At 33.8% G+C, this 25,002-nt stretch carries 27 protein-coding genes; 20 read left to right on the top strand and 7 right to left on the bottom strand.

From position 1 onward, the window contains the following. The first annotated feature begins 6 nt into the window (after nt 1-6). From def to DRZ96_RS08465, 10 genes are all read left to right on the top strand, one after another. Nucleotides 7-498 (top strand): peptide deformylase, encoded by a 492-nt coding sequence (gene def / locus DRZ96_RS08510; protein WP_112890313.1) that lies wholly within the window; start codon nt 7-9, stop codon nt 496-498. Next, nucleotides 498-1,424 (top strand): methionyl-tRNA formyltransferase, encoded by a 927-nt coding sequence (fmt, locus tag DRZ96_RS08505; protein WP_112890312.1) that lies wholly within the window; start codon nt 498-500, stop codon nt 1,422-1,424. Before def ends, fmt begins: the two co-directional genes overlap by 1 nt. Beyond that, complete coding sequence (locus DRZ96_RS08500) at nt 1,424-2,116, top strand: zinc metallopeptidase (protein WP_070701696.1); 693 nt, start codon at nt 1,424-1,426, stop codon at nt 2,114-2,116. The genes fmt and DRZ96_RS08500 overlap by 1 nt, the downstream gene beginning before the upstream one ends. Next, the gene (rsmB, locus tag DRZ96_RS08495) at nt 2,116-3,408 is read left to right on the top strand and encodes a 16S rRNA (cytosine(967)-C(5))-methyltransferase RsmB (protein ID WP_112890311.1); all 1,293 of its coding nucleotides are present in this window, start codon (nt 2,116-2,118) and stop codon (nt 3,406-3,408) included. The genes DRZ96_RS08500 and rsmB overlap by 1 nt, the downstream gene beginning before the upstream one ends. Nucleotides 3,409-3,524: 116 nt before the next feature. After that, nucleotides 3,525-4,544, top strand: a complete 1,020-nt coding sequence (rlmN, locus tag DRZ96_RS08490) for a 23S rRNA (adenine(2503)-C(2))-methyltransferase RlmN (protein ID WP_112890310.1) — start codon at nt 3,525-3,527, stop codon at nt 4,542-4,544. Beyond that, nucleotides 4,545-5,261, top strand: coding sequence for a Stp1/IreP family PP2C-type Ser/Thr phosphatase (locus tag DRZ96_RS08485; protein WP_112890309.1), 717 nt, complete (start codon nt 4,545-4,547; stop codon nt 5,259-5,261). A gap of 7 nt (nt 5,262-5,268) precedes the next feature. After that, nucleotides 5,269-7,260, top strand: coding sequence for a Stk1 family PASTA domain-containing Ser/Thr kinase (gene pknB, locus DRZ96_RS08480; protein ID WP_112890308.1), 1,992 nt, complete (start codon nt 5,269-5,271; stop codon nt 7,258-7,260). Beyond that, nucleotides 7,260-8,111, top strand: coding sequence for a ribosome small subunit-dependent GTPase A (gene rsgA / locus DRZ96_RS08475; protein ID WP_112890307.1), 852 nt, complete (start codon nt 7,260-7,262; stop codon nt 8,109-8,111). The genes pknB and rsgA overlap by 1 nt, the downstream gene beginning before the upstream one ends. Continuing rightward, nucleotides 8,111-8,755 (top strand): ribulose-phosphate 3-epimerase, encoded by a 645-nt coding sequence (gene rpe / locus DRZ96_RS08470; RefSeq protein ID WP_112890306.1) that lies wholly within the window; start codon nt 8,111-8,113, stop codon nt 8,753-8,755. Before rsgA ends, rpe begins: the two co-directional genes overlap by 1 nt. After that, nucleotides 8,752-9,387: a thiamine diphosphokinase gene (locus DRZ96_RS08465; RefSeq protein WP_112890305.1), complete on the top strand. Its 636-nt coding sequence runs from the start codon at nt 8,752-8,754 to the stop codon at nt 9,385-9,387. Before rpe ends, DRZ96_RS08465 begins: the two co-directional genes overlap by 4 nt. A gap of 266 nt (nt 9,388-9,653) precedes the next feature. On the opposite strand, the gene DRZ96_RS08460 is transcribed toward DRZ96_RS08465, so the two are convergent. Together DRZ96_RS08460 and DRZ96_RS08455 are read right to left on the bottom strand one after the other, a co-directional pair. Beyond that, entirely contained in the window at nt 9,654-10,892 is a 1,239-nt protein-coding gene (locus DRZ96_RS08460; protein ID WP_112890304.1) for a carboxylate--amine ligase, read from the bottom strand. An 83-nt stretch (nt 10,893-10,975) separates the two neighbouring features. Next, nucleotides 10,976-11,929 carry a TIGR01212 family radical SAM protein gene (locus tag DRZ96_RS08455; protein WP_112890303.1) on the bottom strand — a complete coding sequence of 318 codons (954 nt, stop codon included), beginning with the start codon at nt 11,927-11,929 and terminating at the stop codon, nt 10,976-10,978. Nucleotides 11,930-12,029: 100 nt separating this feature from the next. On the opposite strand from DRZ96_RS08455, the gene DRZ96_RS08450 reads away from it, so the two are divergent. The 8 genes from DRZ96_RS08450 to DRZ96_RS08415 are packed head-to-tail and all read left to right on the top strand — an operon-like array spanning nt 12,030 to nt 18,798. After that, nucleotides 12,030-12,926: a tetratricopeptide repeat protein gene (locus DRZ96_RS08450; protein WP_112890302.1), complete on the top strand. Its 897-nt coding sequence runs from the start codon at nt 12,030-12,032 to the stop codon at nt 12,924-12,926. After that, the gene (gene map / locus DRZ96_RS08445; RefSeq protein ID WP_070701720.1) at nt 12,923-13,678 is read left to right on the top strand and encodes a type I methionyl aminopeptidase; all 756 of its coding nucleotides are present in this window, start codon (nt 12,923-12,925) and stop codon (nt 13,676-13,678) included. The genes DRZ96_RS08450 and map overlap by 4 nt, the downstream gene beginning before the upstream one ends. Nucleotides 13,679-13,681: 3 nt before the next feature. Beyond that, a complete protein-coding gene (locus tag DRZ96_RS08440) occupies nt 13,682-15,046 on the top strand; it encodes an MATE family efflux transporter (RefSeq protein WP_112890301.1) in 1,365 nt (454 codons plus the stop codon). Between the two features lie 11 nt (nt 15,047-15,057). Then, nucleotides 15,058-15,663, top strand: coding sequence for a peptidylprolyl isomerase (locus DRZ96_RS08435; RefSeq protein WP_112890590.1), 606 nt, complete (start codon nt 15,058-15,060; stop codon nt 15,661-15,663). Nucleotides 15,664-15,667: 4 nt separating this feature from the next. Beyond that, entirely contained in the window at nt 15,668-16,270 is a 603-nt protein-coding gene (locus tag DRZ96_RS08430; protein WP_112890300.1) for a thymidine kinase, read from the top strand. A gap of 51 nt (nt 16,271-16,321) precedes the next feature. After that, entirely contained in the window at nt 16,322-17,398 is a 1,077-nt protein-coding gene (locus tag DRZ96_RS08425) for a carbohydrate kinase (RefSeq protein WP_236587187.1), read from the top strand. Then, nucleotides 17,391-18,314 carry a pseudouridine-5'-phosphate glycosidase gene (locus tag DRZ96_RS08420; RefSeq protein ID WP_112890298.1) on the top strand — a complete coding sequence of 308 codons (924 nt, stop codon included), beginning with the start codon at nt 17,391-17,393 and terminating at the stop codon, nt 18,312-18,314. Before DRZ96_RS08425 ends, DRZ96_RS08420 begins: the two co-directional genes overlap by 8 nt. Beyond that, nucleotides 18,295-18,798 (top strand): acyl-CoA thioesterase, encoded by a 504-nt coding sequence (locus DRZ96_RS08415; RefSeq protein WP_172605476.1) that lies wholly within the window; start codon nt 18,295-18,297, stop codon nt 18,796-18,798. The genes DRZ96_RS08420 and DRZ96_RS08415 overlap by 20 nt, the downstream gene beginning before the upstream one ends. A gap of 80 nt (nt 18,799-18,878) precedes the next feature. On the opposite strand, the gene DRZ96_RS08410 is transcribed toward DRZ96_RS08415, so the two are convergent. The 5 genes from DRZ96_RS08410 to DRZ96_RS08390 are packed head-to-tail and all read right to left on the bottom strand — an operon-like array spanning nt 18,879 to nt 23,891. After that, complete coding sequence (locus DRZ96_RS08410) at nt 18,879-19,658, bottom strand: ABC transporter ATP-binding protein (RefSeq protein WP_112890297.1); 780 nt, start codon at nt 19,656-19,658, stop codon at nt 18,879-18,881. Then, nucleotides 19,636-20,625: an ABC transporter ATP-binding protein gene (locus DRZ96_RS08405; protein ID WP_112890296.1), complete on the bottom strand. Its 990-nt coding sequence runs from the start codon at nt 20,623-20,625 to the stop codon at nt 19,636-19,638. The genes DRZ96_RS08410 and DRZ96_RS08405 overlap by 23 nt, the downstream gene beginning before the upstream one ends. Then, nucleotides 20,622-21,437: an ABC transporter permease gene (locus tag DRZ96_RS08400; RefSeq protein ID WP_112890295.1), complete on the bottom strand. Its 816-nt coding sequence runs from the start codon at nt 21,435-21,437 to the stop codon at nt 20,622-20,624. The genes DRZ96_RS08405 and DRZ96_RS08400 overlap by 4 nt, the downstream gene beginning before the upstream one ends. Before the next feature lies 1 nt (nt 21,438). Then, nucleotides 21,439-22,380 carry an ABC transporter permease gene (locus tag DRZ96_RS08395; protein ID WP_112890294.1) on the bottom strand — a complete coding sequence of 314 codons (942 nt, stop codon included), beginning with the start codon at nt 22,378-22,380 and terminating at the stop codon, nt 21,439-21,441. Next, nucleotides 22,377-23,891, bottom strand: coding sequence for an ABC transporter substrate-binding protein (locus tag DRZ96_RS08390; RefSeq protein WP_112890293.1), 1,515 nt, complete (start codon nt 23,889-23,891; stop codon nt 22,377-22,379). The genes DRZ96_RS08395 and DRZ96_RS08390 overlap by 4 nt, the downstream gene beginning before the upstream one ends. Nucleotides 23,892-24,059: 168 nt before the next feature. Between DRZ96_RS08390 and DRZ96_RS08385 the strand changes: the two genes are divergently transcribed. Beyond that, a complete protein-coding gene (locus tag DRZ96_RS08385) occupies nt 24,060-24,341 on the top strand; it encodes a DUF503 domain-containing protein (RefSeq protein ID WP_112890292.1) in 282 nt (93 codons plus the stop codon). 17 nt (nt 24,342-24,358) lie between these two features. Beyond that, nucleotides 24,359-24,997 carry an endonuclease III gene (gene nth, locus DRZ96_RS08380; RefSeq protein WP_112890291.1) on the top strand — a complete coding sequence of 213 codons (639 nt, stop codon included), beginning with the start codon at nt 24,359-24,361 and terminating at the stop codon, nt 24,995-24,997. The last annotated feature ends 5 nt before the right edge of the window (nt 24,998-25,002 follow it).

Here is a 25,002-nt window from a genome sequence, read left to right as displayed (position 1 = left end):
GATTTAATGGCAATAAGAAAAATTAGAACAGACGAAGATCCAATTCTTAGAAAAAAATCTAAGACAGTTACTAATTATAATGACAGACTAAAAGTTTTAATAGACGATATGTTTGAAACAATGGACCTTGCTCCTGGAGTTGGACTTGCTGCTCCTCAAATAGGGATTTTAAAAAGGGTTATTGTTGTTGACAATAGGGAAGAAGATAATGGCGAAGGCGAAGATCCAATGAGATTTTACATGATAAACCCTGAAATAATAGAAAAAGATGGTGAAGAAGTCTCAATGGAAGGCTGTCTTTCAGTTCCTGGAAAGCAAGGTACTGTTAAAAGAGCTAAGCACATAAAAGTTAAGTACAATGACCTAGAAGGTAAGGAAAATCTTATGGAAGCTGAAGACTTTTTGGCTAGAATTATCCAACACGAAACTGACCATCTTGATGGAATACTTTATACAGACAAGGCAATACAAATGTATGAAGCGGAGAGTGAAGAATAATGAAATTTATTTTTATGGGGACTCCTGAATTTTCTGTTCCAATATTGGAAAGACTAAGTAAGTTGGGAGATGTGGCCCTTGTTGTATCTCAAGAAGATAAGAGGAAGGGCAGGGGAAAAAAATTTACAAAAACTCCTGTAAAAGTTAAGGCAGAAGAGTTAGGGCTTGAAGTTTTTCAACCAGGAGATATAAATTCTAAAGAAGCAATTGATAAATTAAGAGAAGTCCAAGCCGACATAATTGTAGTAGTGGCCTATGGACAGATCTTGACTCAAGAGATAATAGATTTACCAGAAAAATATATAGTTAATGTTCACGCTTCCCTCCTACCTTATTTAAGAGGTGCTGCTCCAATTAATAGGGCAATAATAGAAGGACATGATAAGACTGGTGTCAGTCTTATGAAGGTGGAAAGAGGTCTTGATGCAGGCCCAGTTTCATCTGTAAGAGAAATTGAAATTGGTGACATGAATGCAGGAGAACTTGAAGATAAACTTGCACAAATGGGTGCTGATCTATTAGAAGACTTTATCCTTGAAGCTGAGAAAGGTCCAGTGGATTTTGTGGACCAAGATGAGGATAAAAAGACTTATGCAAATAAAATTTTAAAAGATGATTTGAATTTATATTTTAATGAAACTTCAAAAAATATTGTAAATAAAATAAGGGGCTTAACTCCTCATTATGGGGTTAGGTTTAAGTATGATGACAAGTTCTATAAGATTTATAGGGCAGAAGAATTTGATGACAATTCTAATAAAAAACCAGGTACAATTATAAAATCTGACAAAGACCTTATTATTAAAACAAGTGATAGAGCAATTTCTGTAAAGGAGATTCAAGCACCAGGTAAAAGAGCCATGGGAATAGATGATTTTTTACGAGGAAATAAATTTGAAGAAAATTATGTGATTGGAGGAAAATAATGTTTGGACCATATTTTTACACTTATGATTACTCTTACTTGATTTATATACTTCCAGGCCTACTTCTTGCTATGTATGCACAGGCAAAAATTAGTTCAGCCTATGAAAAATATAAAAAAATTCCATCATCTACAAATCTTAGTGGTGCAGAAGTTGCAAGAAAAATCTTAGATAGGAATGGCCTATCGAATGTTAGCATCAATATGGTAGATGGAAAGCTTTCGGATCATTATGATCCTAGAGATAAGACCTTAAACCTATCAAGAGATGTTTATTATAAAAATTCTATTGCATCAGTTTCTATTGCGGCTCATGAAGTTGGTCATGCTATTCAAGATTCAGTTGACTATGCTCCTCTAAAGATAAGAGCAGCCCTAGTGCCACTTGCAAATCTTGGGACACAATTGTCCTTCTTTTTAATAATACTTGGGTTTTTCTTCTCAGTATTTTTTACTAAATTAGGTATAGCCCTTTTCTTCTTTGCAGTTTTATTCCAAATTGTTACACTGCCTGTTGAGTTTAACGCATCAAATAGAGCAAAAAATGAACTTGCAATGGGAATTATTTCTGATGAAGATTTAAAGGGAACAAGAGAAGTCCTAAGTGCAGCAGCATTAACTTATGTTGCATCAACTATAGTTGCAATAGGACAATTTTTGAGATTACTAAGTATATTTGGAAGAAGAGATTAATGAAAAACACAAGAGAAAAAGCACTACAAATAATTAACGATGTCCTCTATAAGGGGACATTTTTAGAGGAAAGTTTAGAGATTTTAAAAGTATCTAATATAGATGAAAGGGACTTTGCCTTTATAAAAGAAATAACAACAGGAGTTGTGAGAAACAAAACTTATCTCGATTATGTCATAAGACAAAATTCCAGAGTTAGGTTTAATAGGATTCACAAGATCATACTTATTATCTTGGAAATGGCAATTTACCAAATGTATTTTCTTGACAAGGTTCCAGATTATTCCATAGTTGATGAATCAGTTAATCTTGCAAAAATTTATGGAAACAAGGGATCAATTTCTTTTACAAATGGAATACTTAGGAGCATCGCAAAGAAGAAACCTGCTCAAGTTACCTTAAAGAATTCCATAGACAATTTATCTACTTATTATTCTCATCCAAGATTTTATACTGAATACTTTTACGAAAATTATGGAGAAGAATTTACAAAGAAACTTCTCAAGGCAAATAATGAGAAAGCACCCTTCACAATTAGGGTTAATAGCTTTAAGACTAATAGGGATGATTTAATAAAAAACTTATCACAAATAGGTTTTGAAATAGAGGAGACATCTTATGACAAGGCCTTAAATGTTTTAAATCCCAATGGAATCATAGACACTGAATATTTTGAAAAGGGTCACTTCTATGTTCAAGACCTAGGGTCCATACTAGTGTCTAGTTTTTTAAATCCAAGGAAAGATTCAAAAGTTCTTGACTTATGTGCAGCACCTGGTGGCAAGACAACTCATTTATCAGAGCTTATGGACAATACAGGTGAAATTGTTGCTTGTGATAAGTCTAAGGGCAAGATAAATTTAATTAAGGAAAATGCTCAGAGACTTGGCTGCAAAAATATATCTCCTATGATTAACGACGCAAGGGTCTTAAATGAAGACTTTATAAATAAGTTTGACTATGTCTTAGTTGATGCACCTTGTTCTGGAACAGGCCTTTATAGGAAGAAGCCAGACATCAAATGGAACAAGGGAATAGATGACTTAAAAGAACTTGGAAAAATTCAATTAGAAATTATAAACAATGCTAAAGAATATGTGAAGGACCAAGGACTTTTACTCTATTCAACTTGCTCTCTATCAAAAATTGAGAATGAAGATGTAATCGAAAACTTCTTGAGTGAAAATAAAGATTTTAAAATAAAAAAATTAAGAGACAAGGAAGTCTTAAAACTATTTCCATCAGTAGATGGATCAGATGGTTTTTCAATTTGTCTCTTAGAAAAAAATTAATATCTATTACGACTGTGAAATTTCTTCACAGTCTTTTTTTATCGGCTAATTTTTCAAATCTTATTTTAATTTAAAGAAGTCTAATGGTATAATGTTTAGATGAATAGGTGGTTTTAATGGAATTAAATTCTATGTATGAAGATGAGCTGCGAAAGTTTTTTGAGGATAGAAAGGAAAAGGCCTTTAGGGGTTCACAACTTTTTACTTTCTTCCACGACAAGAAGAGATATGACGTGGAAAACTCAAATCTTTCGTCTAAGGCCATCGCTCTTATTAAAGATGAGGAAATAAATAAAATTGAAATATTTAAAAGCTTTGACTCTGACTTAGATGAAACAAGGAAATTGCTTTTTAAATTAAAAGATGGAAACCTAATTGAAGGTGTCCTAATGGAATACAAGCACGGTTACTCCCAATGCGTGTCAACTCAAGTTGGCTGCAGGATGGGTTGTGATTTTTGTGCGTCAACTAAGTCTGGTCTGGTTAGAAACCTAAGTGCTGGTGAAATGCTGGGACAAGTTTATGAGATTGAAAATAAATACAATATAAAAGTTTCTAATTTTATATTAATGGGAAGTGGCGAACCTCTAGATAATTTCTCTGAAGTCATAAGGTTCATAAAACTTCTCCACGACGAGAAGGGCCATAATACATCTTATAGAAATATTACAATTTCAACTTGTGGAGTGGCTGATAAGATTTATGATCTTGCTGATTTGAATCTTCCAATTAATCTTGCTGTTAGTCTTCACCAAACAAATGATAGGGATAGGTCAGCTCTTATGCCAATAAATAGGAGGTTTAACCTGGCTGAACTTAAAAAATCCCTAGAATATTATGTCAAAAAGACTAATAACAGGTTAACCTTTGAATACACAATGATAAAAAATCAAAATGATGGAACAAAAAACATTGATGAGCTTTATAATTTTGCAAAAAATTTAAAGTGTCACATAAATCTAATACCCTTAAATCCTATAGAAGAGTTTGATGAGAAAAGACCTTCTAAGTCTGAAATTAATGACTTCAAGAATAAGCTTGAGAGAAGGGGTTTTAACGTAACCATAAGACGAGAACTAGGCAGTGACATCAGCGCCTCATGTGGACAACTAAGGCGTAAGATTGAGGTGAAATAAATGAAAGTAGTATCAGCAACTAATGTAGGTAACTACAGAAAGAATAATGAAGATTCTTATTATGTAAACGAATCTAAAAATTTATATGTATTGGCTGATGGAATGGGAGGTCATCTTGCAGGTGAAAGAGCATCCAAGATGGCAACTGAAATAATTGGTCAAGATTTCGCAAAAGATAGAGAAATAAAAAGCATAGATGATGCAATAGAAATTCTCTCATCTTCGATTAGGGATGCAAATAAAAAAATATTTGATAGCTCTCAAGAAAATGAAGATTACAGGGGAATGGGAACCACTCTTTCTAGTGGACTTATTCTAGGAGATGTTCTCATATATTCAAATATTGGAGATTCTAGGATCTACAGAATAAATAAAGAAATGGAACAAATAACCCAAGATGATTCCTTTGTAAATTATTTGATTGAAATTGGAGAAATCACCGAAGAAGAAGCAAAAAATCATCCCAAGAAGAATGTCCTGACTAAGGCAATGGGTACCACATCTGATATAGAAGTTATAGTTAACACGCTTGACATTAAGGATAAAGATGTATTTTTATTTTGTTCAGATGGGCTTACAAACATGGTTTCTGATGAAGAAATCTTTAGAATTGTAAAGGAAAATAGTCCTGAAGAAGCGAGAGATATGCTTCTTGACCTAGCCCTAAAAAATGGTGGCATGGATAACATTACATTTATTTTAGTATTTAATGAGTAGGTGGGCAATGATTAATAAAATATTAGGAAATAGATACGAAATATTAGAAAAAATTGGCACTGGCGGAATGGGCAATGTCTTTAAGGCCCATGACAAAAAACTTGATAGGATAGTTGCCATTAAGGTTCTAAAATTAGAATACAATGAAGACAATAATTTTATAAGAAAATTCAAGAGGGAGTCCCTTGCAGCAGCAAGTATATCTCATCCAAATATAGTGAGCATTTATGATGTTGGTACAGAAAAAATCCAAGACAAGGAAGTACACTATATTGTTATGGAATATATTGATGGAAAAACCCTAAAGGACTTAATTAATGATGAAGGTAGGTTATCTGAAAAAAGAGCATTAAACTACTGCATACAAATTGCTGAAGCCCTAAAGGTTGCTCATTCAAAACACATTGTTCACAGGGATATTAAGTCACAAAATATTATGGTGACAAGAGATGACAGGATAAAGGTAACGGACTTTGGAATTGCAAGAGTAGCAGACAACACAACTGTCACTGCTACAAATGCTGTTATGGGGTCTGTCCACTACTTCTCACCAGAACAAGCAAGGGGAGCAAAGGTAGACAACAGGTCTGATATATATTCACTGGGAATAGTTCTTTTTGAAATGTTAACAGGAAGACTTCCTTTTGATGCAGACAACCCAGTTTCAGTTGCCCTTATGCAGGTTCAATCACAAATGCCAAGGCCTTCTGAATTTATAAAGAGTCTAGACCCATCTGTAGATGCCTTAGTCCTTAAGATGACAGAAAAGGATCCGGACATGAGGTACAAGGATGTTTTTGAACTTATTAAAGACATTAAAGACTATACTATGGGTGCTAGAAGCTTCTCTGTAAATAGAACTTATGATGAAGATGATAGTAGGACAGTTGTCACTCCTCCTATCAATAGGAGACCAAATAGAAATCATTCCAATAACATGGACTCACAAAGATCAAAGAAATCCAAAAAAGTTGTAAAGAAGAAAAAATCAGCGGCTCCGGCAATACTTGGTATATTCTCTGCAATAGTTATTATTGCCCTTTTAATTTATGTCGTTCCAAAGGCAATGAAGGGAATGAAGTCAGGCGACGTAGTAGAAAAAATTGCTGTTGAAAATTATATTGGAAAGACACGTGAAGAAGCCAAAGAGCTTATAGAGGCTCAGGGACTAGTATTAGATGTCAATACAGTTGAAAACGAAAAAGAGCCAGACGGAGTAGTTTTAGGGCAAAATCCTGAAGAGGGAACTTCAGTTGATAAGGGAACTACAGTTACCCTTGAGATAAATGAATTACCAGACTCTGTTCCAGTTCCTCCACTTAAGGGACTAACAGCAGAAGAAGCTAAAAAAGTTCTTGAGGAAAATGCACTACAACTTGGATCTGTAGAAGAAGAATTTAATGACGATGTTGAAGAGGGAAAGATAATTTATTCCAATCCTGATGGAGGCTACTCTGTCAAAAGAGGAACTGCAGTTAAGCTTATTGTCTCAAAGGGAGTTGACAAGACTCCAGTAGTCTTAAGTGACTACAAGGGTATGGACCAAGATATTGTTGTAAATCAGTTAAAGAGCTTTGGACTTACTGTTGTTATAGAAAATGGAAATAGTAATAAGGTTTCTGAAGGCCAAGTTTATGACATGGATCCAAAACCAAAGACAAGTGTTGAAAAGGGTTCAACAGTTACACTTTATATATCCAAGGGACCTAAGTTAGAAGAAGATGACAGAGAAAATGAAAAAGACAATGAAGATAACAATAACAACGAAGATAAGTTTAACAAGACAAATCATATAAAAGTTAAGGTTCCTGATGATGGTGAAAGCCACCAGGTTTCTGCCGATAGAGTAAGAGATGCTAATGGAAATAAAACAGGATCTCAAACCGTTTGGAATTACAATATTGAAGCAGGAGATGTGGCAAGTGTTGAACTCATTGGACCTGGTGAATACAATATTTATGTCGATGGCAATCTTGTTAAGACTGAGAAGATAAAATAATGATAGGAAAAATAATAAAACTAACTGGTGGTTTCTACTATATTCTTGCTGAAGGACAAGTTTATGAGACTAGGGCAAGAGGTAACTTTAGACACACTAAGGTAGACCCCATAGTTGGTGACAATGTAGAATTTAAGTTTGAAGAAAAGACTCTGGGATATATTGAAAAAGTATATCCCAGAAAAAATATGCTCACAAGGCCAAAGGTAGCTAATGTTGATATGGCTCTAGTTGTTGTTCCTGTTATGGACCCAAAATACAATCTCGTTACTATTGATAAGACGATTATCCAGGCTGAGCACCAAGATATTGATGTCACAATTCTTATAAATAAGTGTGACTTAGATAGGGAAGTCAGCGAAGAATTATCAAGACTTTATAAAAATTCTGGATTTAAAACTTTTATGATTTCTTTTAAGGATGATTCCATTGAACACTTAAGAAATTATATCAGAGGAAAGACAGTTGCCCTTTGTGGAGTCAGCGGGGCAGGCAAGTCTACGATTACATCTAAAATTTTAGATAGGGATGTAGAAGTTGGAAAAGTTTCTGACAAGACTAGAAGAGGAAAGCACACAACAAGGCACACAGAAATATTATTTAAGGACGATATTTATATCTTTGACACCCCAGGTTTTTCTTCTCTAAGCTTGAATATTGATAGAGATGAATTAAAAAACTATTTTAGAGAATTTCAAAAATACTCAACTTGCAAGTTTAACAATTGCAACCACATAAAAGAACCAAAGTGTGGAGTTAAAGAAGCAGTTGAAGCAGGCAAAATAGAAAAAGAAAGATACGATAACTACTTATATATTTATGAGGAATTAAAAAGCAAAGGAGATTACTAATGATTTCACCATCACTACTCTCAGCAGATTTTACAAATTTAGAAAAAGAAATAAAAATACTTAATGAAGAAAAAGTTGATTTTCTTCACCTTGATATAATGGATGGAAATTATGTACCAAACATTTCCTATGGACCAGGTATTGTAAAATCCTTGAGGCCCTTAACAAATATTCCCTTTGACACCCACCTCATGATTGAAAATCCAGAAAACTTTATTGAAGATTTTAAAAATGCTGGATCCGACATTATTACTATCCATCCTAAGACAATAAAGCACCTTGACAGGACTCTTTCACTAATTAAGTCCCATGGTATGAAGGCAGGACTTGCACTTAACCCTTCCGATGGACTTGAGATTTTAGACTATACTCTTGATAAGTTAGACCTAGTTTTGATAATGAGTGTTAACCCAGGCTTTGGAGGACAAAAATTTATACCATCTGCCCTTAGAAAAATTAGTCAAGTTAAGAAGATGATTGAAGAGAGAGATCTTAAGACATTAATTGAAGTTGATGGCGGAGTAAAACTTGATAATGCAAAAGAAGTTTTAGATGCAGGAGCAGACATCCTTGTTGCAGGGTCAGCAATCTTTCAAAAAGATAAAACTAGAGAAAATATTAAAGCCTTTAAGGAATTGTTATGAAAAAAGCACTTTTAATCTCTGGAGGAAGACAAGTCTCCAAAGAACTAATAGAAAAGTATCTTGACAGATTTATAATCATAGCAGACGGAGGAGCAAGGCTTCTAATGAAGTATGGACTTAGAGCAGATATCCTATTAGGTGATCTTGACTCAATTGGAGAGGAAGCTTTAACTTATATCAAAGAACACGAGATTGAAGTTAAAAAATTTCCAGCAAAAAAAGATTTTACAGATACAGAACTTGCACTTTCATACTTAGTTGATGAAGAATATAAAGATATTGTAATCTTAGGGGCTCTTGGGACGAGACTTGACCATGAGCTTGCCAATCTTATGAACCTAAAAAAATTATATATGAAGGGAATAAGGGCAAAAATAGAAGATGATTACAACGAAGTTATTTATGTAGAAGAAGGTTTCTATGACTTTGAAAAAACAAATAAGAAGTATTTTTCTCTAATCAATGCAGGCACAAGCATGAATTTTACAACTAAAGGTCTTTATTACGAAGTGGAAGACCTTGAAATCAATTCAGAAAATCCCAGCAGGGGAGTTAGCAATGAGATGGTGGGAGAGAAAGCCACTATAAAAATAAATTCTGGCTCAGCCTTTATAATTCAGTCGAGAGATTAAAATAACCCAAGCTTAGCTTGGGATTTTTATTTGGGAAAAATTAATTTGGAATAAAAGTTTTGAAGTTTTTGCTAGCAGAACATGGAATAAAAAAACTTAATCTAGTAAAGAAAATAAAATCTTTTAAGAAATGAAAGATTAAAGTTGGAGAAAGTATTAAACATATAATAAAAATACTTTAAGCAAATAGAAAAATATTTTAAAAAATAAAATAACTTAATATTTAGCATAATAAAAAACCAGCCCTTGAGCTGGTTTAATTTTTATTATTTTTCTAACTTGTAATACATCTTGTAGTGCTTAATTGATCCGTACTTCCTCTTTAGATAAGTAATCTTTCTACTGAAGCTAAAGTCTTTCTTGTTGTTAATTGTAAACTCATAGCCATTCCTTAGAAGCTTATCAATAGTTTTGTGGTACTTTTCATTTGTATAATTTTTTAAAAGCTTAGGATGGGCATTCATCCAAATTTTCGAAGTTTCCTTGTGGTAATATACTTCTTCTTCAAAACCTAGGTCTAAGAGGTCACGAATATAAAAATCAAGGACATTAACTCCACCAGCAGCCATGAAGTAATGACTTTGTGGAAGTCTTAGGTTCATTTCAAATGCCTTAAAAGTATTATCTCGAGGGTCATACTTTAAGTCAATGTTTGAATAGCCTGTGTAGTGGATTGATTCCAATTTTTCCTTATAAAATTCATAAAGGTCTGGCATATATCTTGTGTAAATTGCATCGTTATTTCCAATCCTAAGTGGGAGTGGGTCAGCAAGAAGAATTTGTCCATAAACCATCATCCTCACCTTTCCATTTTTGTCACAGTAGACATTAAAGGAAGCCTGGTTTGATGCAGGTCCAGGAATATATTCTTGTACAAGCATTGTGCCTTCATAGTGGTTGTCGTCGTAAATAGTTTTTACAACTTTTTCAAGTTCTTCATAGTCATAAATTGTGTAGACCTTGTACTTATTTGGGAAAGATAATTTCACATAAGAAATTGAATCATTGGGTTTAAGTATAAGTGGGAATTGAAGGTCAAGGTCTTTAATCTCCTTAGAAGAATTTATTATTGCAAACTTAGGGTAAGGAATGCCAAGCTCTTCACAAGAATTATAAAAATCGATTTTATTTTCTAGCCTGTCATTTAAGTCAGTAGAAGGAGTGTTGAACTTGTAATATTTTTTAATCCTTTCCTTGTTGTTGGAAAGTAATTTGGAGTACTCATCTCCGCAAGGAATTGTAATTAAACTTGCATCCTTGTTAGCTTCAGCAAATTTTATCATCTCACTGACAAAGACTTCGTTGTCGGAAAAGTTTTCTATAATTCGCCTGTCTAAGATTTTTGAATTATCAGTTGCAGGAAGAGCTTTTTGACAAAAAACTGTGGAGATTAGTCCGTAGTTGTCATTTAAAATACGGGCAATCCCATAGGCATTTTCATCAGAACCAAGAATTACAAACTTAACATTATATTTTTTTATTATATCTCTAGAAATATTTTTCATTTTTCTCCTTTTATCTATAAAACACTAAGTATTTTTATCCTTATACATTATACACTAGTGGGGAAGAAATTTTAAGAAGACTATTAAAAAGCCCGATCTATATTCTTCCAATAGCCTACAATTTTTTTAATATCATCTTGAGAAACTACTTTTTTATTATCTTCTTTTAATTTCTTATCTATTTCAGAAATCACAGATAATTTATCAGCACACCAGGTAGGTTCAAAGAGCTTTGCCTTTGGAGGGTCGCCAGTAATTCTATGGACGACAGTTTTCTCATAAATAGTATCAAGGGCTTTTAAGACCAAGTCTACATACTCATATCTTGATAGAATTTTAAAATTTTTATTTTTATATAATTCATATATAGGCGAGTCTTTTAAGATATATAAGTTGTGAAACTTTACACCAAAGGGTGCCAGGTCTCTTATATAATTTATTGTATTTTCAAAATCTTTTTCATCTTCAAAGGGAAGGCCAAAGATAGCATGAATTAAAAATAAAATATTGGCATCTTGTAACTTTTTTACAGTTTCATCAAAAATCTTATGGGAGTAGCCACGATTAATAACTTTAATTGTATTTTCGTTAACCGTTTGCATGCCAAGTTCTAACCACAAAGTCTTCTTCTTGGAGATTTCTTTTAAGTACTCTATCTTCTCATCATCAAGACAGTCACACCTAGTTGCAATAGAAATTCCCTTTATGTCATCACGTTTAACAACCTCATCGTAGATTTTTCTTAAAGTCTCAAGAGAACCATAAGTATTGGTAAAATTCTGAAAGTAGGCAATGTAGTTTTCTGCCTTCCATTTATTTTTTAGAAATTCTTTTTGCGATTCAATTTGCTCATCAAGGCTTAAATATTTTGATCCAGCAAATTCTCCACTGCCATCATCAGAACAAAAGATGCAGCCAATTTCAGATAGAGTCCCATCCCTATTGGGACAAGAAAAACCACCATCAAGAGATAGCTTTACAGTCTTGCCGCCATAATATTCTTTAAAAAAATCATTAAAAGATAAAAATCTTCTCATATAAATCACCAAACTCATTATATATTTAATTAAAAATTATTTCTATGCCTGTGAAATTGAAAAAAATACTATATAATAGAATAGGAATTGAGGTTTTTTAATGGACTTAAAATTTAAAAACTATTTAATTTTAGCAGAAGAATTTTTAATAGATGAGGATTACGATAAGGCGGAAGACCTTCTATTAAGATCTCTTAACTTCACATCTGATAAAGATATTGATGAAAGAATTTCTGTATACTTTGAGTTAGCTGACATCTACCTTAAAAAAGAAAATTACAAAGAAGCTAAAACTTACTTTCAAAAAATTTTAGACTTAAAGGAAATGCCTGGAGCTTATTATGGTCTTGCCATTAGTAATGACTTTGAAGGTAAGGACATAGGCTACTCCATAAAAAATTATAAAAGTGCAATTGATTTGGATCCTGATTATGACAGAGCCCATTATTATCTGGCTCATGCCTATGACAAGCTTGGTGAAAGTAAACTTGCCATAGAGGAATTTGAGAAGGTTATTGAATTAGATAAGCATGACTTTGTTGCTTATAACGACTTGGGATCTATCTATGAAGTTCTAAATGAAAATGAAGAAGCAGAAAGATATGTAAAAAAATCTTTGGATATAAAACCCGACTATGGAAGGGCCCTATATAATATGGGAGTCCTGTGTAAGAAGAAGGGAGATAATAAGTTGGCACTTAAATACTATTATGATGCCATAGGAAAATTTGAAGATCCTTTTTTATTTTTAAATATGTCTGCAATTTATATTGAAGAAAAAGATTATGATGCTGCTATAAAAATTTTAAATAGGGGACTTATAGATTTTCCAAAATCTGTAAATCTCCACTACAATAAAGCCTGCTCCTTCCACTTGCTTGGAAGAGATGACTGGGCAAAAGAAGAAATTATTAAGGCAATAGAAATAAATGAAGATGCCTATGATTGGGCACTAAAAGACGATGACTTAAGTGAGATAGTAAAGGAGTTAAAATGATAATTATAAAAACTGAAGATGAAATCAAAAAAATGCAAGTAGCAGGCAAGGTCTTATCAGATGTTCACCACAAGCTTAGAGATTTTATTAAGCCAGGTGTAAAGACAATTGAAATCGATAGGTTTGTAGAAAATTATTTAAAGGAAAGAGGAGCTTATCCTGAGCAAAAGGGTTACGAAGGCTATCCTTATTCAATTTGTGCATCTGTTAATGATGAGATCTGTCACGGCTTTCCAACGGAATATGTTTTAAAAGATGGAGACATAATAACTGTTGACATGGTAGTAAATGTTGATGGATGGCTAGCTGATTCAGCTTGGTCCTATGAAGTAGGTACAGTTTCTCCCGAAGCAAAAAAACTTTTGGAAGTTACTCGCGAATCCATGTACAAGGGAATTGAAAAGGCCGTAATTGGAAATAGACTTGGAGATATTGGAGCTGCAGTTCAAAAGCACGCAGAAGAAAATGGTTACTCTGTAGTAAGAGAATTTGTAGGCCATGGTATTGGTCAAGAAATGCACGAAGACCCACAAGTTCTTCATTATGGAACAGCTGGACGTGGCTTAAGACTTCAAGAGGGAATGGTATTTACAATAGAACCAATGATAAATATGGGCAAAAAGGAACTTACTATAGATGATAATGGCTGGACAGCAAGGACTAAAGACGGTTCACTATCTGCACAATATGAACACCAAATTGCAATCACAAAGGACGGGCCAATAATAATCACAGACCAAGGTGACTGTTAATAAATGAGGGAAGTCAATTTACTAAGGGGAAATATTTTTTCTGCCCTATTAAAAATGGCTTTGCCGTTAATGGGAACGGCCTTTGTTCAAATGGCCTATTCTCTTGTAGACTTAATGTGGTTGGGACGACTCTCTACAGAAGCAGTAGCTGCTGTGGGAGCCTGTTCCTTTTTAGTTTGGATCGCCCAGGCAATAACACTTGTTGCCAAGACTGGAGTTTCTGTTGGCTTGTCTCAGTCCTATGGTAGAAATGATGATGAGTCATCTAAGAAAGTTTGGCTTGCAGGCTTTGGATTAAACTTAATCTTATGTATAGGCTTAAGCATCCTATACATAAGTATGAGAAATGAAATTATTGGATTTTATAGGCTAGAAGAATCAGTTCATACTATGGCAGTTGATTATTTATTAATTGTCAGTGGTGGCCTTATTTTTACTTTTTTAAATCCAATTTTATCTTCGGCATTTTTTGCCAAGGGAAATTCAATTACTACCTTTAAGATTTCAATTATTTCTTTAGTTATAAATCTTATCCTAGATCCATTTTTAATTTTTGGAATAGGGATTTTTCCTCAAATGGGAATTAAGGGAGCAGCTCTTGCAACGGTCCTTGCTCAAATGATATCAAGTCTTTTATATATTTATGTTGGAATAGGGACAAGGGAAATATTTGTGAGGACAAATTACCTTAAGATTCCAGAAGGATTCTACTATAAATCAATTTTAAACTTAGGACTTCCTGCAGCCCTCCAGTCCCTAATTCATGCTTCAGTGAGTATGATATTAAATAGGTATATAGCAGGCTTTGGAGCTCTCTACATTGCTGTATATTCCATTGGTTCACAAATTGAATCTATATCATGGATGACTGCTGATGGTTTTGCCGTTGCCTTTTCAGCCTTCTTTGGTCAAAACTTTGGGGCCAAAAATTATGAAAGACTTCATGATGGAAGACGTGAAGCGATGAAAATTGTAAATATTATTGGGATCTTTGCAACAGTTCTATTATTTTTCTTTGCAGAAAACTTATTTAGGCTCTTTATTCCAAAAGACCCCGATGCAATTGTGGCTGGTATTGATTACCTAAAAATTTTAGCCTTCTCACAATATTTTATGGCTTTAGAAATTGGGACAACGGGGATGCTAAATGGACTGGGACTTACAAGATACCCTGCTATAAATGCCATGGTATTAAATATTTCTAGAATACCTATGGCTCTTCTATTTATGCCAATTTTTAATGTAAATGGAATTTGGATTGCTATGAGCTTATCATCTGTGCTAAAGGGAATATTTTTGACTCTTATATATTATTATTTGCGAAAAAAGACACAAGGTTTTAGAATTAATATGAAGACCTACGTATGAAAGGAGATAAAATGTTAAAACAATTTGAAAAACCTGCAATAGGAGAAAAAATTGCAGTATTAAAAACTAATAAAGGTGATATAAAAATTAGACTATTTGAAGAAGCAGCACCACTTGCTGTTGAAAACTTCATTTCACTTATAGAAGATAAATACTATGATGGAATAATCTTCCACAGAGTTATTGAAAACTTTATGATCCAAGGGGGAGACCCAAGTGGAACAGGTCGTGGAGGAGATAGTAAGTGGAATAAACCTTTTAAGGATGAGTTTGACCTAAACTTTAGAAACTTTAGGGGAGCTCTGTCAATGGCTAACGCTGGTCCAAATACAAATGGATCTCAATTTTTTATAGTTCAAGGAGACAAACTTTCCGATGACATACTTTCACAAATGAAGGATGCAGGGGAAGAAAATGGTTATCCAGAAGAAATTGTAAAGGCCTATGAAGAAAAGGGTGGAGCTTTTTGGCTTGATGGTAAGCACTCTGTATTTGGCCAAGTCTTCAAAGGAATGGATGTAGTTGATGACATTGCAAAGACAAGAGTTGGATTTATGGATAAGCCAGTGAATGACATTGTAATTGAAGAAGCAATTGTAGAAGAATATAAGGGATAATATAATGCATCAGTATAGAGGAAGAATGATTTTACACACTGGCTCAATGTTCTCTGGAAAAACTAGTTCTCTTGAAAAAGACCTTAAGAGGTTCTCTATTGCAAATTACAAGGTAGTTGCCTTTAAACCTCTAATAGACAAGAGATATGCTAAAAATGAAATTGTCACACATGACAAGATTTCCCTAGAGGCTGTTGAAGTAGAATCAATAAATGAAATTGTAGCCTATGCAGAGAAGCACTCTCCACAAGTTATTGGAATAGATGAAATACAATTTTTATGTGACTCACCTGAACTTGTTCTAGAAAATTTGGAAAAAATCCTTGCAATGGGAATTACTATTGTCCTTGCAGGTCTTGACATGGACTATATGGCTCATCCTTTTGAAATAGTAAAGGAACTTATGCCTAAGGTTGATTATCTAAACAAACATCATGCAGTTTGCAGGAAATGTGGAACAGATGCCTGGGTATCTCATAGAAAAATAAAGAGTGACAAGAGAGTAGAACTTGGGGCAGTTGAAGAATATGAACCACTCTGCAGAAGATGTTATAGAGAAGCCATAGAAGAAGATAAGATAAAAGAAAATCAAGAAAAATTTTTATAAGATATTGACAACCTCTAATCATTTGATTAAAATATAAGTAAATGATTAGAGGTGATTTTTTTGACTCCAAGAGAAAAAGAGATTATAAATCTTTTGAAGAAAAATCCTGGAATGTCTCAGCAAGAGATTGCTGATGAATTAAATATCACAAGGTCGGGGGTTTCCACTCACATAAATAACTTGATGGCATCGGGTTATATATTGGGGAGGGGCTACATCCTAAGAGAAGATACCTATGTTGCAATACTTGGTGGATGCAATATGGATATAACAGGCTCAACCTTTGATAACTTGAAAGAAAGAGACTCAAATCCAGGAAGAATTGAATATTCTAGCGGTGGCGTTGGAAGAAATATTTGCGAAAACCTAGCGAGACTTGGAGTTAATACAAGTCTTCTATCAGTAGTGGGAAGAGACGATGCCGGTAAAAATATTTTGACAGAGCTCAACAGGATAAATGTTGACAGTTCGAGAGTATTAATAGCTGATGGTATCACTCCTCACTATCTCGCAATCCTAGATGAAACAAGGGATATGTATGTTGCTATTTCAGACATGGACCTTATAAAGAATATTGACAAGGATTATGTAGAGAGAAACAGAAAAATTATTGAGAATGCAGAGTTTACAATAATGGATACAAATCTTGAAGAAGAGACACTTGATTACGTTCTTAAAAATCTAAAGGGCAAGTTTTTAATTGATGGTGTTTCAACTAAAAAAGTAATGAAGATTAAAAATCTTTTAGATAAGATTCACTTCTTAAAGGTAAATATTTATGAAGCTCAGGCCCTATCTGGTTTAGAAACTGATAATATTGATAGACTTGGAGAAGACTTAATAAGTAAAGGCTTAGAGAGTCTAGTAATAACAGCAGGTGGCCATGGATCATATTATTTTGAAAAAGATTTTAAAATGATGAGAAAGCCAAGAGAAGTTATGATAGAAAGTGCAAGTGGAGCAGGGGATGCCTTTATGGCAGGTTATGCCTATGGACTCTACAATGATTTAGAAATAGAAGAAAGAATGGCGTCTGCAGAAGCTGCAGCGAGAATAACCCTTATGAGTGCTGAATCCTGTTCAAAGGATATGAATGAAAATAATTTAAAAGGAGAAATTTATGATTAACAACGAAATGCTAAAAAAATATGTTGAGTACAGTGACGAAGTTAAAAAAGCAATGGAAGAAGGTAAGCCAGTAGTTGCTCTTGAATCTACAATTATTTCTCACGGAATGCCTTATCCACAAAATATTGAAACAGCTAAGGCTTGTGAAGAAATTATTAGAGAAAATGGAGCTGTTCCTGCAACAACTGCAATAATCGGCGGAAAAATTAAAATTGGTCTAAGCGAAGAAGAATTAGAATTTATGGCAACTTCTAAGGACATTATTAAAGCATCAAGAAGAGACTTTGCCTACATTGTTTCTCGTGGACTTAATGGTGCTACAACAGTTGCATCAACAATTATTGCATCAAGACTTGCTGGTATCAAAATCTTTGTTACTGGCGGACTCGGTGGAGTTCACAGACACGCTGAAACAACTTTTGACATTTCAAGAGACCTTGAAGAACTTGCATCAAATGACATTATGATTGTTTGTGCAGGCTGTAAATCAATCCTTGATATTGGACTTACTCTTGAATACCTTGAAACAAAGGGAGTGCCAGTATTTGGTTACCAAACAGACCATATGCCAGCCTTCTTCACTAGAAAATCTGAATTTAAGGTTGACTACAATATCAAGACTCCTCAAGAAGCAGCAGATGCAGCCAACACTCAATGGGAGCTTGGCCTAACTGGAGGAATACTTCTTACAAATCCAATTCCAGAAGCAGATTCAATGGACGAAGACAAAATCAATAAGGCAATTGAAGCAGCTCTTGTTGAAGCTGAAGAAAAGGGAATCCACGGAAAAGAAACAACTCCATTCCTATTAACTAAGGTTCTTGAAGTAACTGAAGGAAAATCTCTTGAAGCTAACATTGCCCTTGTTAAGAATAATGCAAGATTAGGTGCTGAAGTTGCAAAATACCTCTACTAATTCAAAAAAAGTTTCTGAATCAAAGGTAGTCTTCACTTATGGTGTAATGCCAACAGACCTAAATACTGGAGGCACGCTTTACGGACCGAGACTCTTTGAGATTGCAGACCACAGCTCTGGAACTTGTGCCATAAGACACACTAGGGGAAGGGTTGCTACAATTTCATGTGACAGCTTAAGCTTTCTCAAGCCAATAAACCAAGGTGACTTCTTAACTGCTACAACTTTTATATCTGGTATCGGAAACACTTCTGTAGAAGTTTTTACGAAGTTTACCAAGGAAGCTCCCATGACAGGTGAAACTGAACTTGCAGCCTTTTGCTTCTTAACTTTTAAGTGCAAGGGAACTGAGCCAGGTAAGATTCCTGCAATTATTGGAGAAAGTCTTGAAGAGAAAAAAATTATTGAAGGTTATGAAGGAAGACGTCAAATAAATAAAATTAGACAACAAAATAATAAGGATTTAAAAGAAATCTTGAAATAAAATAAAGCTGTAAGTATTTAGATGTGTGCACATCGTACTTACAGCTTTTGTTTTTATATAATTTAATTTTTTATAAATCTTTAATCTAAACTTATTGAGGAGAAAAGTTCTTTTGTATATTCATTTCTATCTGGTGATTTGAGATCCCCAGTCTTAAATAGGTCAACCAATTCTCCGTTGTATAAAACTCCAATCCTATCACATAGGTAGGAAATTACATTTAAATCGTGAGAAATAAATAGACATGTGAAATTGTACTCTTCTTGCAAAGACTTTATTAAATTTAAAATCTGTGCTTGAATACTAACATCTAGTGCAGAGACACCTTCATCTATTATTAAAAACTCTGGATCAATAATTAATGCTTGGCCAATGGCAATTCTTTGCTTTTGACCACCAGATAAGCTCCTTGGATATTGGTCGAGAATATCTTCTTCCAATTCTATATCACTTAAAATTTTTAAAACTTTTTCATTTTTTTCTTCTTCACTATATAAGTTGTGAATATTTAAAATTTCTTTTAAAGAAAAACCAATAGTCTTTTTTGGATTTAGGGCTGAGTAGGGATTTTGAAAGACAACCTGAAGTTCTTTTCTATAATTAAAGAGGTCTTCCTTTGAAAACTCAGAGACGTCCTTTCCCTTGAAGTAAACCTTGCCTTCACTTTCTTTCACAAGTCTTAAAATAATATTGGCAAGAGTTGTTTTACCAGATCCACTTTCTCCAACAAGACCAAATATTTCTCCCTTATTAATTGTGAGATTTATATCCTTAAGGGCCCTATTTTCTTTTTTCTTAAAGAGTAGTGAAGAAGATTTATAAACTTTTCCAACATTTTCAATTTTTAATATTTCTTCCATTTTCATCTCCAAATAAATGACAAGAAACCTTGTGTCCATTAAAGTCTATAGTTTCTGGGAATTTTTCCTTACAAATATCCATGGCGTGGTCACACCTGTCCCAGAAAGGACAGCCTTCATTACTCCTATTTTTAAGAGCAGGAACCTTACCTCTTATGTTATAAAGCTTTTGGCCTCTCTTCTTGTATGAAGGCACGGCCTTAACAAGTGCTTTTGTATAAGGGTGCATAGGGTTCTTTGTAAGTTCCTCAGTAGGGGCAGACTCAACAATGCGACCAGCATACATAACCAAGACTCTTTTTGAAATTCTCTCAATTAAATTTAAATCATGAGATATAAAGAGAATTGCTCCATTATAAAGCTTTCCTATGTCCTTAAAAAGTTCTATTATCTGCTTGCCAATATTGGCATCAAGAGCAGTAGTTGGTTCATCGGCAATTAGTACATAGGGGTTGGCAATTAAACTCATAGCAATTACAATCCTTTGTTGCATTCCACCAGAAAGTTCGTGAGGATATTTGTTATAAACAGCTTCTGTATCTCTTAAGCCACACTTGGCCATAGTTTCTAAAACAATTTTTTTATTTTTTTCCTTAGGAAAGTCATAGTGAATTTTTAAGATTTCTTCTATTTGTTTTCCAACTTTTTGTAGGGGGTTTAAGGCAGAACCAGGCTCTTGAAATATTGTTGAGATAGACCTGGACCTGTACTTAGACCATTCTTCTTCAGACATATTTAATACTTCTCTGCCTTTGAGTTTACATGATCCAGATACTATATGGGCATCAAGGCTTTGAATCCCCAAAACAGTTTGAGTTGCCACTGTTTTTCCACAACCACTTTCTCCAACAAGACCAACAAAGTCCTTTTCATAGAGGTCAAAAGAAATATGATTTACTGCGTTTTTTAATTCGCCATTTAATTCAAAGGCAACGGTCAGGTCCTTAACTTCTAATAATTTATTCATCCTTTTTTCTCCTCTAATCTCTTATTCCTAAAGTTTTCTCCATATAGGGTAAATCCAAGAACTAATAGGGAAAGATTTACACCTGAGAACACGAAGTACCAAGGTGCTTGGTTGAAATAAGCTTGTGATTCCTTTAGCATTCTTCCCCAAGAAGGGTGAGGAGGGCGAACTCCAAGACCTAAATAGGAAAGTCCAGCTTCAGATAAAATAGCAGCAGATATTGATAAAATAATTGCCACCATAAGTTGATTTTTTATATTTGGAAAAATATGATTTTTTGCAATATAAAGAGGACTTCCACCCTTAACCATGGCTGACTTAACAAAGACAGCTTCCTTTACTTGCAAGAATCCACTACGGACAACTCTTGCAAAATAGGGAATAGACATAGTTCCTATGGCAATTATAGTATTCATAACTCCTGCTCCAAAAACAAAGACAAGCATCATGGCAAATAAGATTCCTGGGAAGGCCATTAGAGAATCTATAAATCTCATTAGGACTTCATCTACATTGCCTCCAAAATATCCTGCAGCCCCTCCAATAATTGAGCCAAAGATTAGGGCAAAAAATACAGTTCCAAAAGAAAGCATTATAGTAATTTTTGTTCCTTCCATTATCCTTGATAAGATATCACGGCCCATATTGTCAGTCCCAAATAGATGACTAAGAGAAGGCGCAAGGAATTTATTGCTTGTCACAACTTCATTGGGATCATAGGGAGTCCAAAAGATTGAAACTATAAAAATTAATAGGTAAAAAATTAAGATTGCCTTTCCAATTTTTATTGATAATTTATTTTCTCTTAACATATTAACCTCTTATCCTTGGGTCCACAATTCTGTAAAGAATGTCTACAATTAAGTTTATGATTATAACCATAAAGGCAACAGCAAAAACAACTGATTGGATTAGGGGAAAGTCCCTAGAAGAAATAGATTGGACAATAAGTGATCCAATACCTGGCAGTGAAAAGACATTTTCCACCACAAGACTTCCACCAATACTTGAAGTAATACTAATGCCAATAATTGTTATAACTGGTACAAGTGCATTTCTAAGTACGTGCTTATATAGGATATCCTTTAACAAAAGTCCCTTCATCCTGGCAGTCCTTACATAGTCCTTGTTAATTTCATCTAAGATTGCAGATTGCATATATCTTATTATTGTTGCAATATTTGGTATTGCAATGGCAAGAGAAGGAAGGAAAAAATTGTAGAGCTTTTGGAAAAAATTTCCACTCATTGCGTTGTAAGATAAGGTTTTAAACCAACCTAGCTTAACAGCAAATAGATAAATCAATAAAAAGGCAAGCCAAAAAGATGGAATAGAAATTCCAAGTTGGGTAATTGCAGTTATTATTGATGCATACCACTTGTCTGATTTTGCTGTAATTTGAATTGATAGGGGTATGGCAATTATAAGTGAAAGGAACAAGGAAAAAAATGTTAAATATAGGGTAACTGGAAGTTTCTTAAAAAAAAGATCCTTAACAGGAACTTGATATTTTAAAGAAGTGCCCATATTTAATTTTAGTATGTCCTTAATCCAATTTGCATATCTTACTAATATAGGTTTATCAAGTCCCAGCTCTTTTTCAAGAGCTAGAACTTGAGCTTCATCCGCTTCTGTTCCTAAAATTATCTCTGCTGGATTTCCAGGTAGGACTTGGAAGACAAAGAAAATTATTAGGCTTACAAAAAACAATGTAAGAAAAAGGGATATAAGCTTTTTAATAATCATTTTACTCATTTTTCTAATTTTACATCCTCAAGATTTAATTTTTGAATAGGGTATTGGTTTAGACCAGTTAAGCCCTTTCTAAGTGCTTGATTGTTTGCTGGGTCAGCTATAAATACAGATGCAGCATCTTTTGCAAGAACTTTTTGTGCATCCTTGATACTTTGAATTTCTTCTTCTTTAGTAGTAGCTTTTTCTGCTTTTGAAATAGCTTTGTCAAATTCAGCTGACTTAAAGTTTATATAGTTCTTTGGATTTTCTGAAGTATATCTGCCAAGAATTTGAATTGGATCAAAATAACCTATAAATCCAACAACTGTTGCTTCATAATCCCTATCCTTGTATACCTTAGTTAGCCAAGTTGAAAATTCAATTGGGTCTATAGTAGTTTCAACTCCAATCTTATGAAGTTGTGCTTGGATAAGTTCAGCTGTATTCATGTGGTACTTGTAATCACTTGGAACAGTTAGTTTAAATGAAAGACCATTTTCGTAGCCAGCTTCTTTTAAAAGTTCCTTTGCTTTTTCAGGATCGTATGGATAATACTCTCCAAGATCTTCAAAGTATTCTTTTAGGGCTGGTGAGAAAGATGAAAATAGTTTTGTCGCCTTACCCTCAGCTACTGTGTTAATAATTTCATCCCTATCAATTGCATAGTTAAGTGCCAGTCTTACATTTTTATCTTGGAAAGCCTTAAAGTCATTGTTTAATCCCATAACTTGCACAAGGTTTTGTGGAAAACTATTAATATTACAAGCATCTTCAAGTTGACTAGCTTCTTCTGAACTAATACGGTCTGCTAGGTCTAAGTCATTATTTTTTAGAGCCATAATCATAGTTTGTCTGTCAGCTATTTTTATAACCTCAACATTTTCAAAGTGAGCTATGTGGTCCTTGTCGTGGTAGTCTTCAAACTTTTTAAGTCTTAGACCTTCGCCAGGAGTGTAGGACTCAAACATATAAGGACCAGTTCCAATTGGTTTTGTTCCATTATCTTTATAATCTTTTTCCACAATTGGTCTTAAAGTTAAATAGATAAAACCATTTTGTCTTTCCTTTAAATGAACCCTTACGTGATAGTCATCTACTAAGTCAATCTTTTCAATAATTGAAAACTTAGAAGATAGAGGTTCCTTTGATGTCAAACCTGCCATAGCATCATAAGTGTATAAAACATCTTCTGCGCTAAACTCCTTACCGTCGTGGAAATATACATCCTTCTTTAACTTAAAGTCATAGGTTTTTCCGTCTTCTGAGACAGAATAACTCTCTGCTAAATCAGGAATCAAATTTCCTTCTGTGTCTACGTCAAATAATCCGTCAAAAACTTGGTCCATAATTGTTTCAGTGTCACCTGCTGTCATTTTAAATGGATCAAGCGAATCAATGTCTGTAGACATTGCTACTCTTAGTGTGTTTTCTTCACCCTTCTTATCACTATCTCCTGCCTTGTTGCCATTAGAGCAAGATGCTAGAAGTAGTACACCTAGAAAAAGAGTCAAGACTAAAGTAATCTTTTTCATGATTCCTCCTAAAATATTATATTTGCGGCTTTCCGCGATTAAAATATAACATATAATTTATTTAATTTCCATGTAATAGAAGTAAAATCTTTTAGAGATTTTGAAACTACCAATAATAAAAAAATTTGGGGATAAAAAGAAAATATTATTCATGTTATAATAACTATTATGATAATAGGAATATGCACTTGCGAAATTTATATTTTTAATGCAAACTCTTTAAAGTCAAAGAGGTCTGTAGTTAAAAGTATTATTGAAAAGTCAAAGAACAGATTTAACATTTCAATTGCAGAAGTAGGAGAACATGATAAGTGGCAAAAATCTATCATTGCCTTCTCAACTATTTCTAATGATCAAAGACTTGTTGAGGAAACTATTGAAAAAGTTATAAACTTTTTTGACTCCTATAGTGAAATTGAAATAATAAATATTAATAGAGAGATATTATAAAAGTAAGGGGAATAAAGATGAAAGGAATCTTAAGTCACGAAGAGGCAGATAAGTGTCTCGATATATTAGAAGAGACTTATCCAGATGCCAAGTGCGAACTTGAACACACTAGTCCCTTTGAGCTTTTAGTTGCAACTATCCTATCAGCTCAATGTACTGATGTGAGAGTCAACAAGGTTACTGGAGAAATGTTTAAAAAATATAATAAGCCAGAAGACTTTGCCAATATGGATATAAAAACTTTAGAAGGTCTTGTCAAAGAATGTGGCCTTTATAGGAACAAGGCTAAGAATATTAAAGCATCTTCAAATGTAATATTGGAAGAATTTAATGGTGAAGTTCCAGAAACCATTAAGGACCTAATGAAGTTACCAGGGGTTGGAAAGAAGACAGCCAATGTCGTTGCTTCAACTTGCTTTGGAGTGCCTGCTATAGCTGTGGACACTCATGTATTTAGGGTCTCTAATAGAATAGGATTTGTAAATGAAAACAATGTAGAGAAAACAGAAAAGGCTCTGCAAAATAAAATTGATAAAGATAGGTGGACCAAGGCCCATCACTTATTTATATTTCACGGAAGAAGATGCTGTACTGCAAGAAGTCCAAAGTGCCAAGAGTGCACTATCAAAGACTTATGTAGGTATTATGAGGGGTAATAACT

The sequence above is a fragment of the Peptoniphilus harei genome (assembly GCF_900454685.1).
Lineage (GTDB): Bacteria > Bacillota > Clostridia > Tissierellales > Peptoniphilaceae > Peptoniphilus_A > Peptoniphilus_A harei.
Note: the sequence above shows the minus strand (reverse complement) of the source record. Positions and strands in the feature narration are given on the sequence as shown.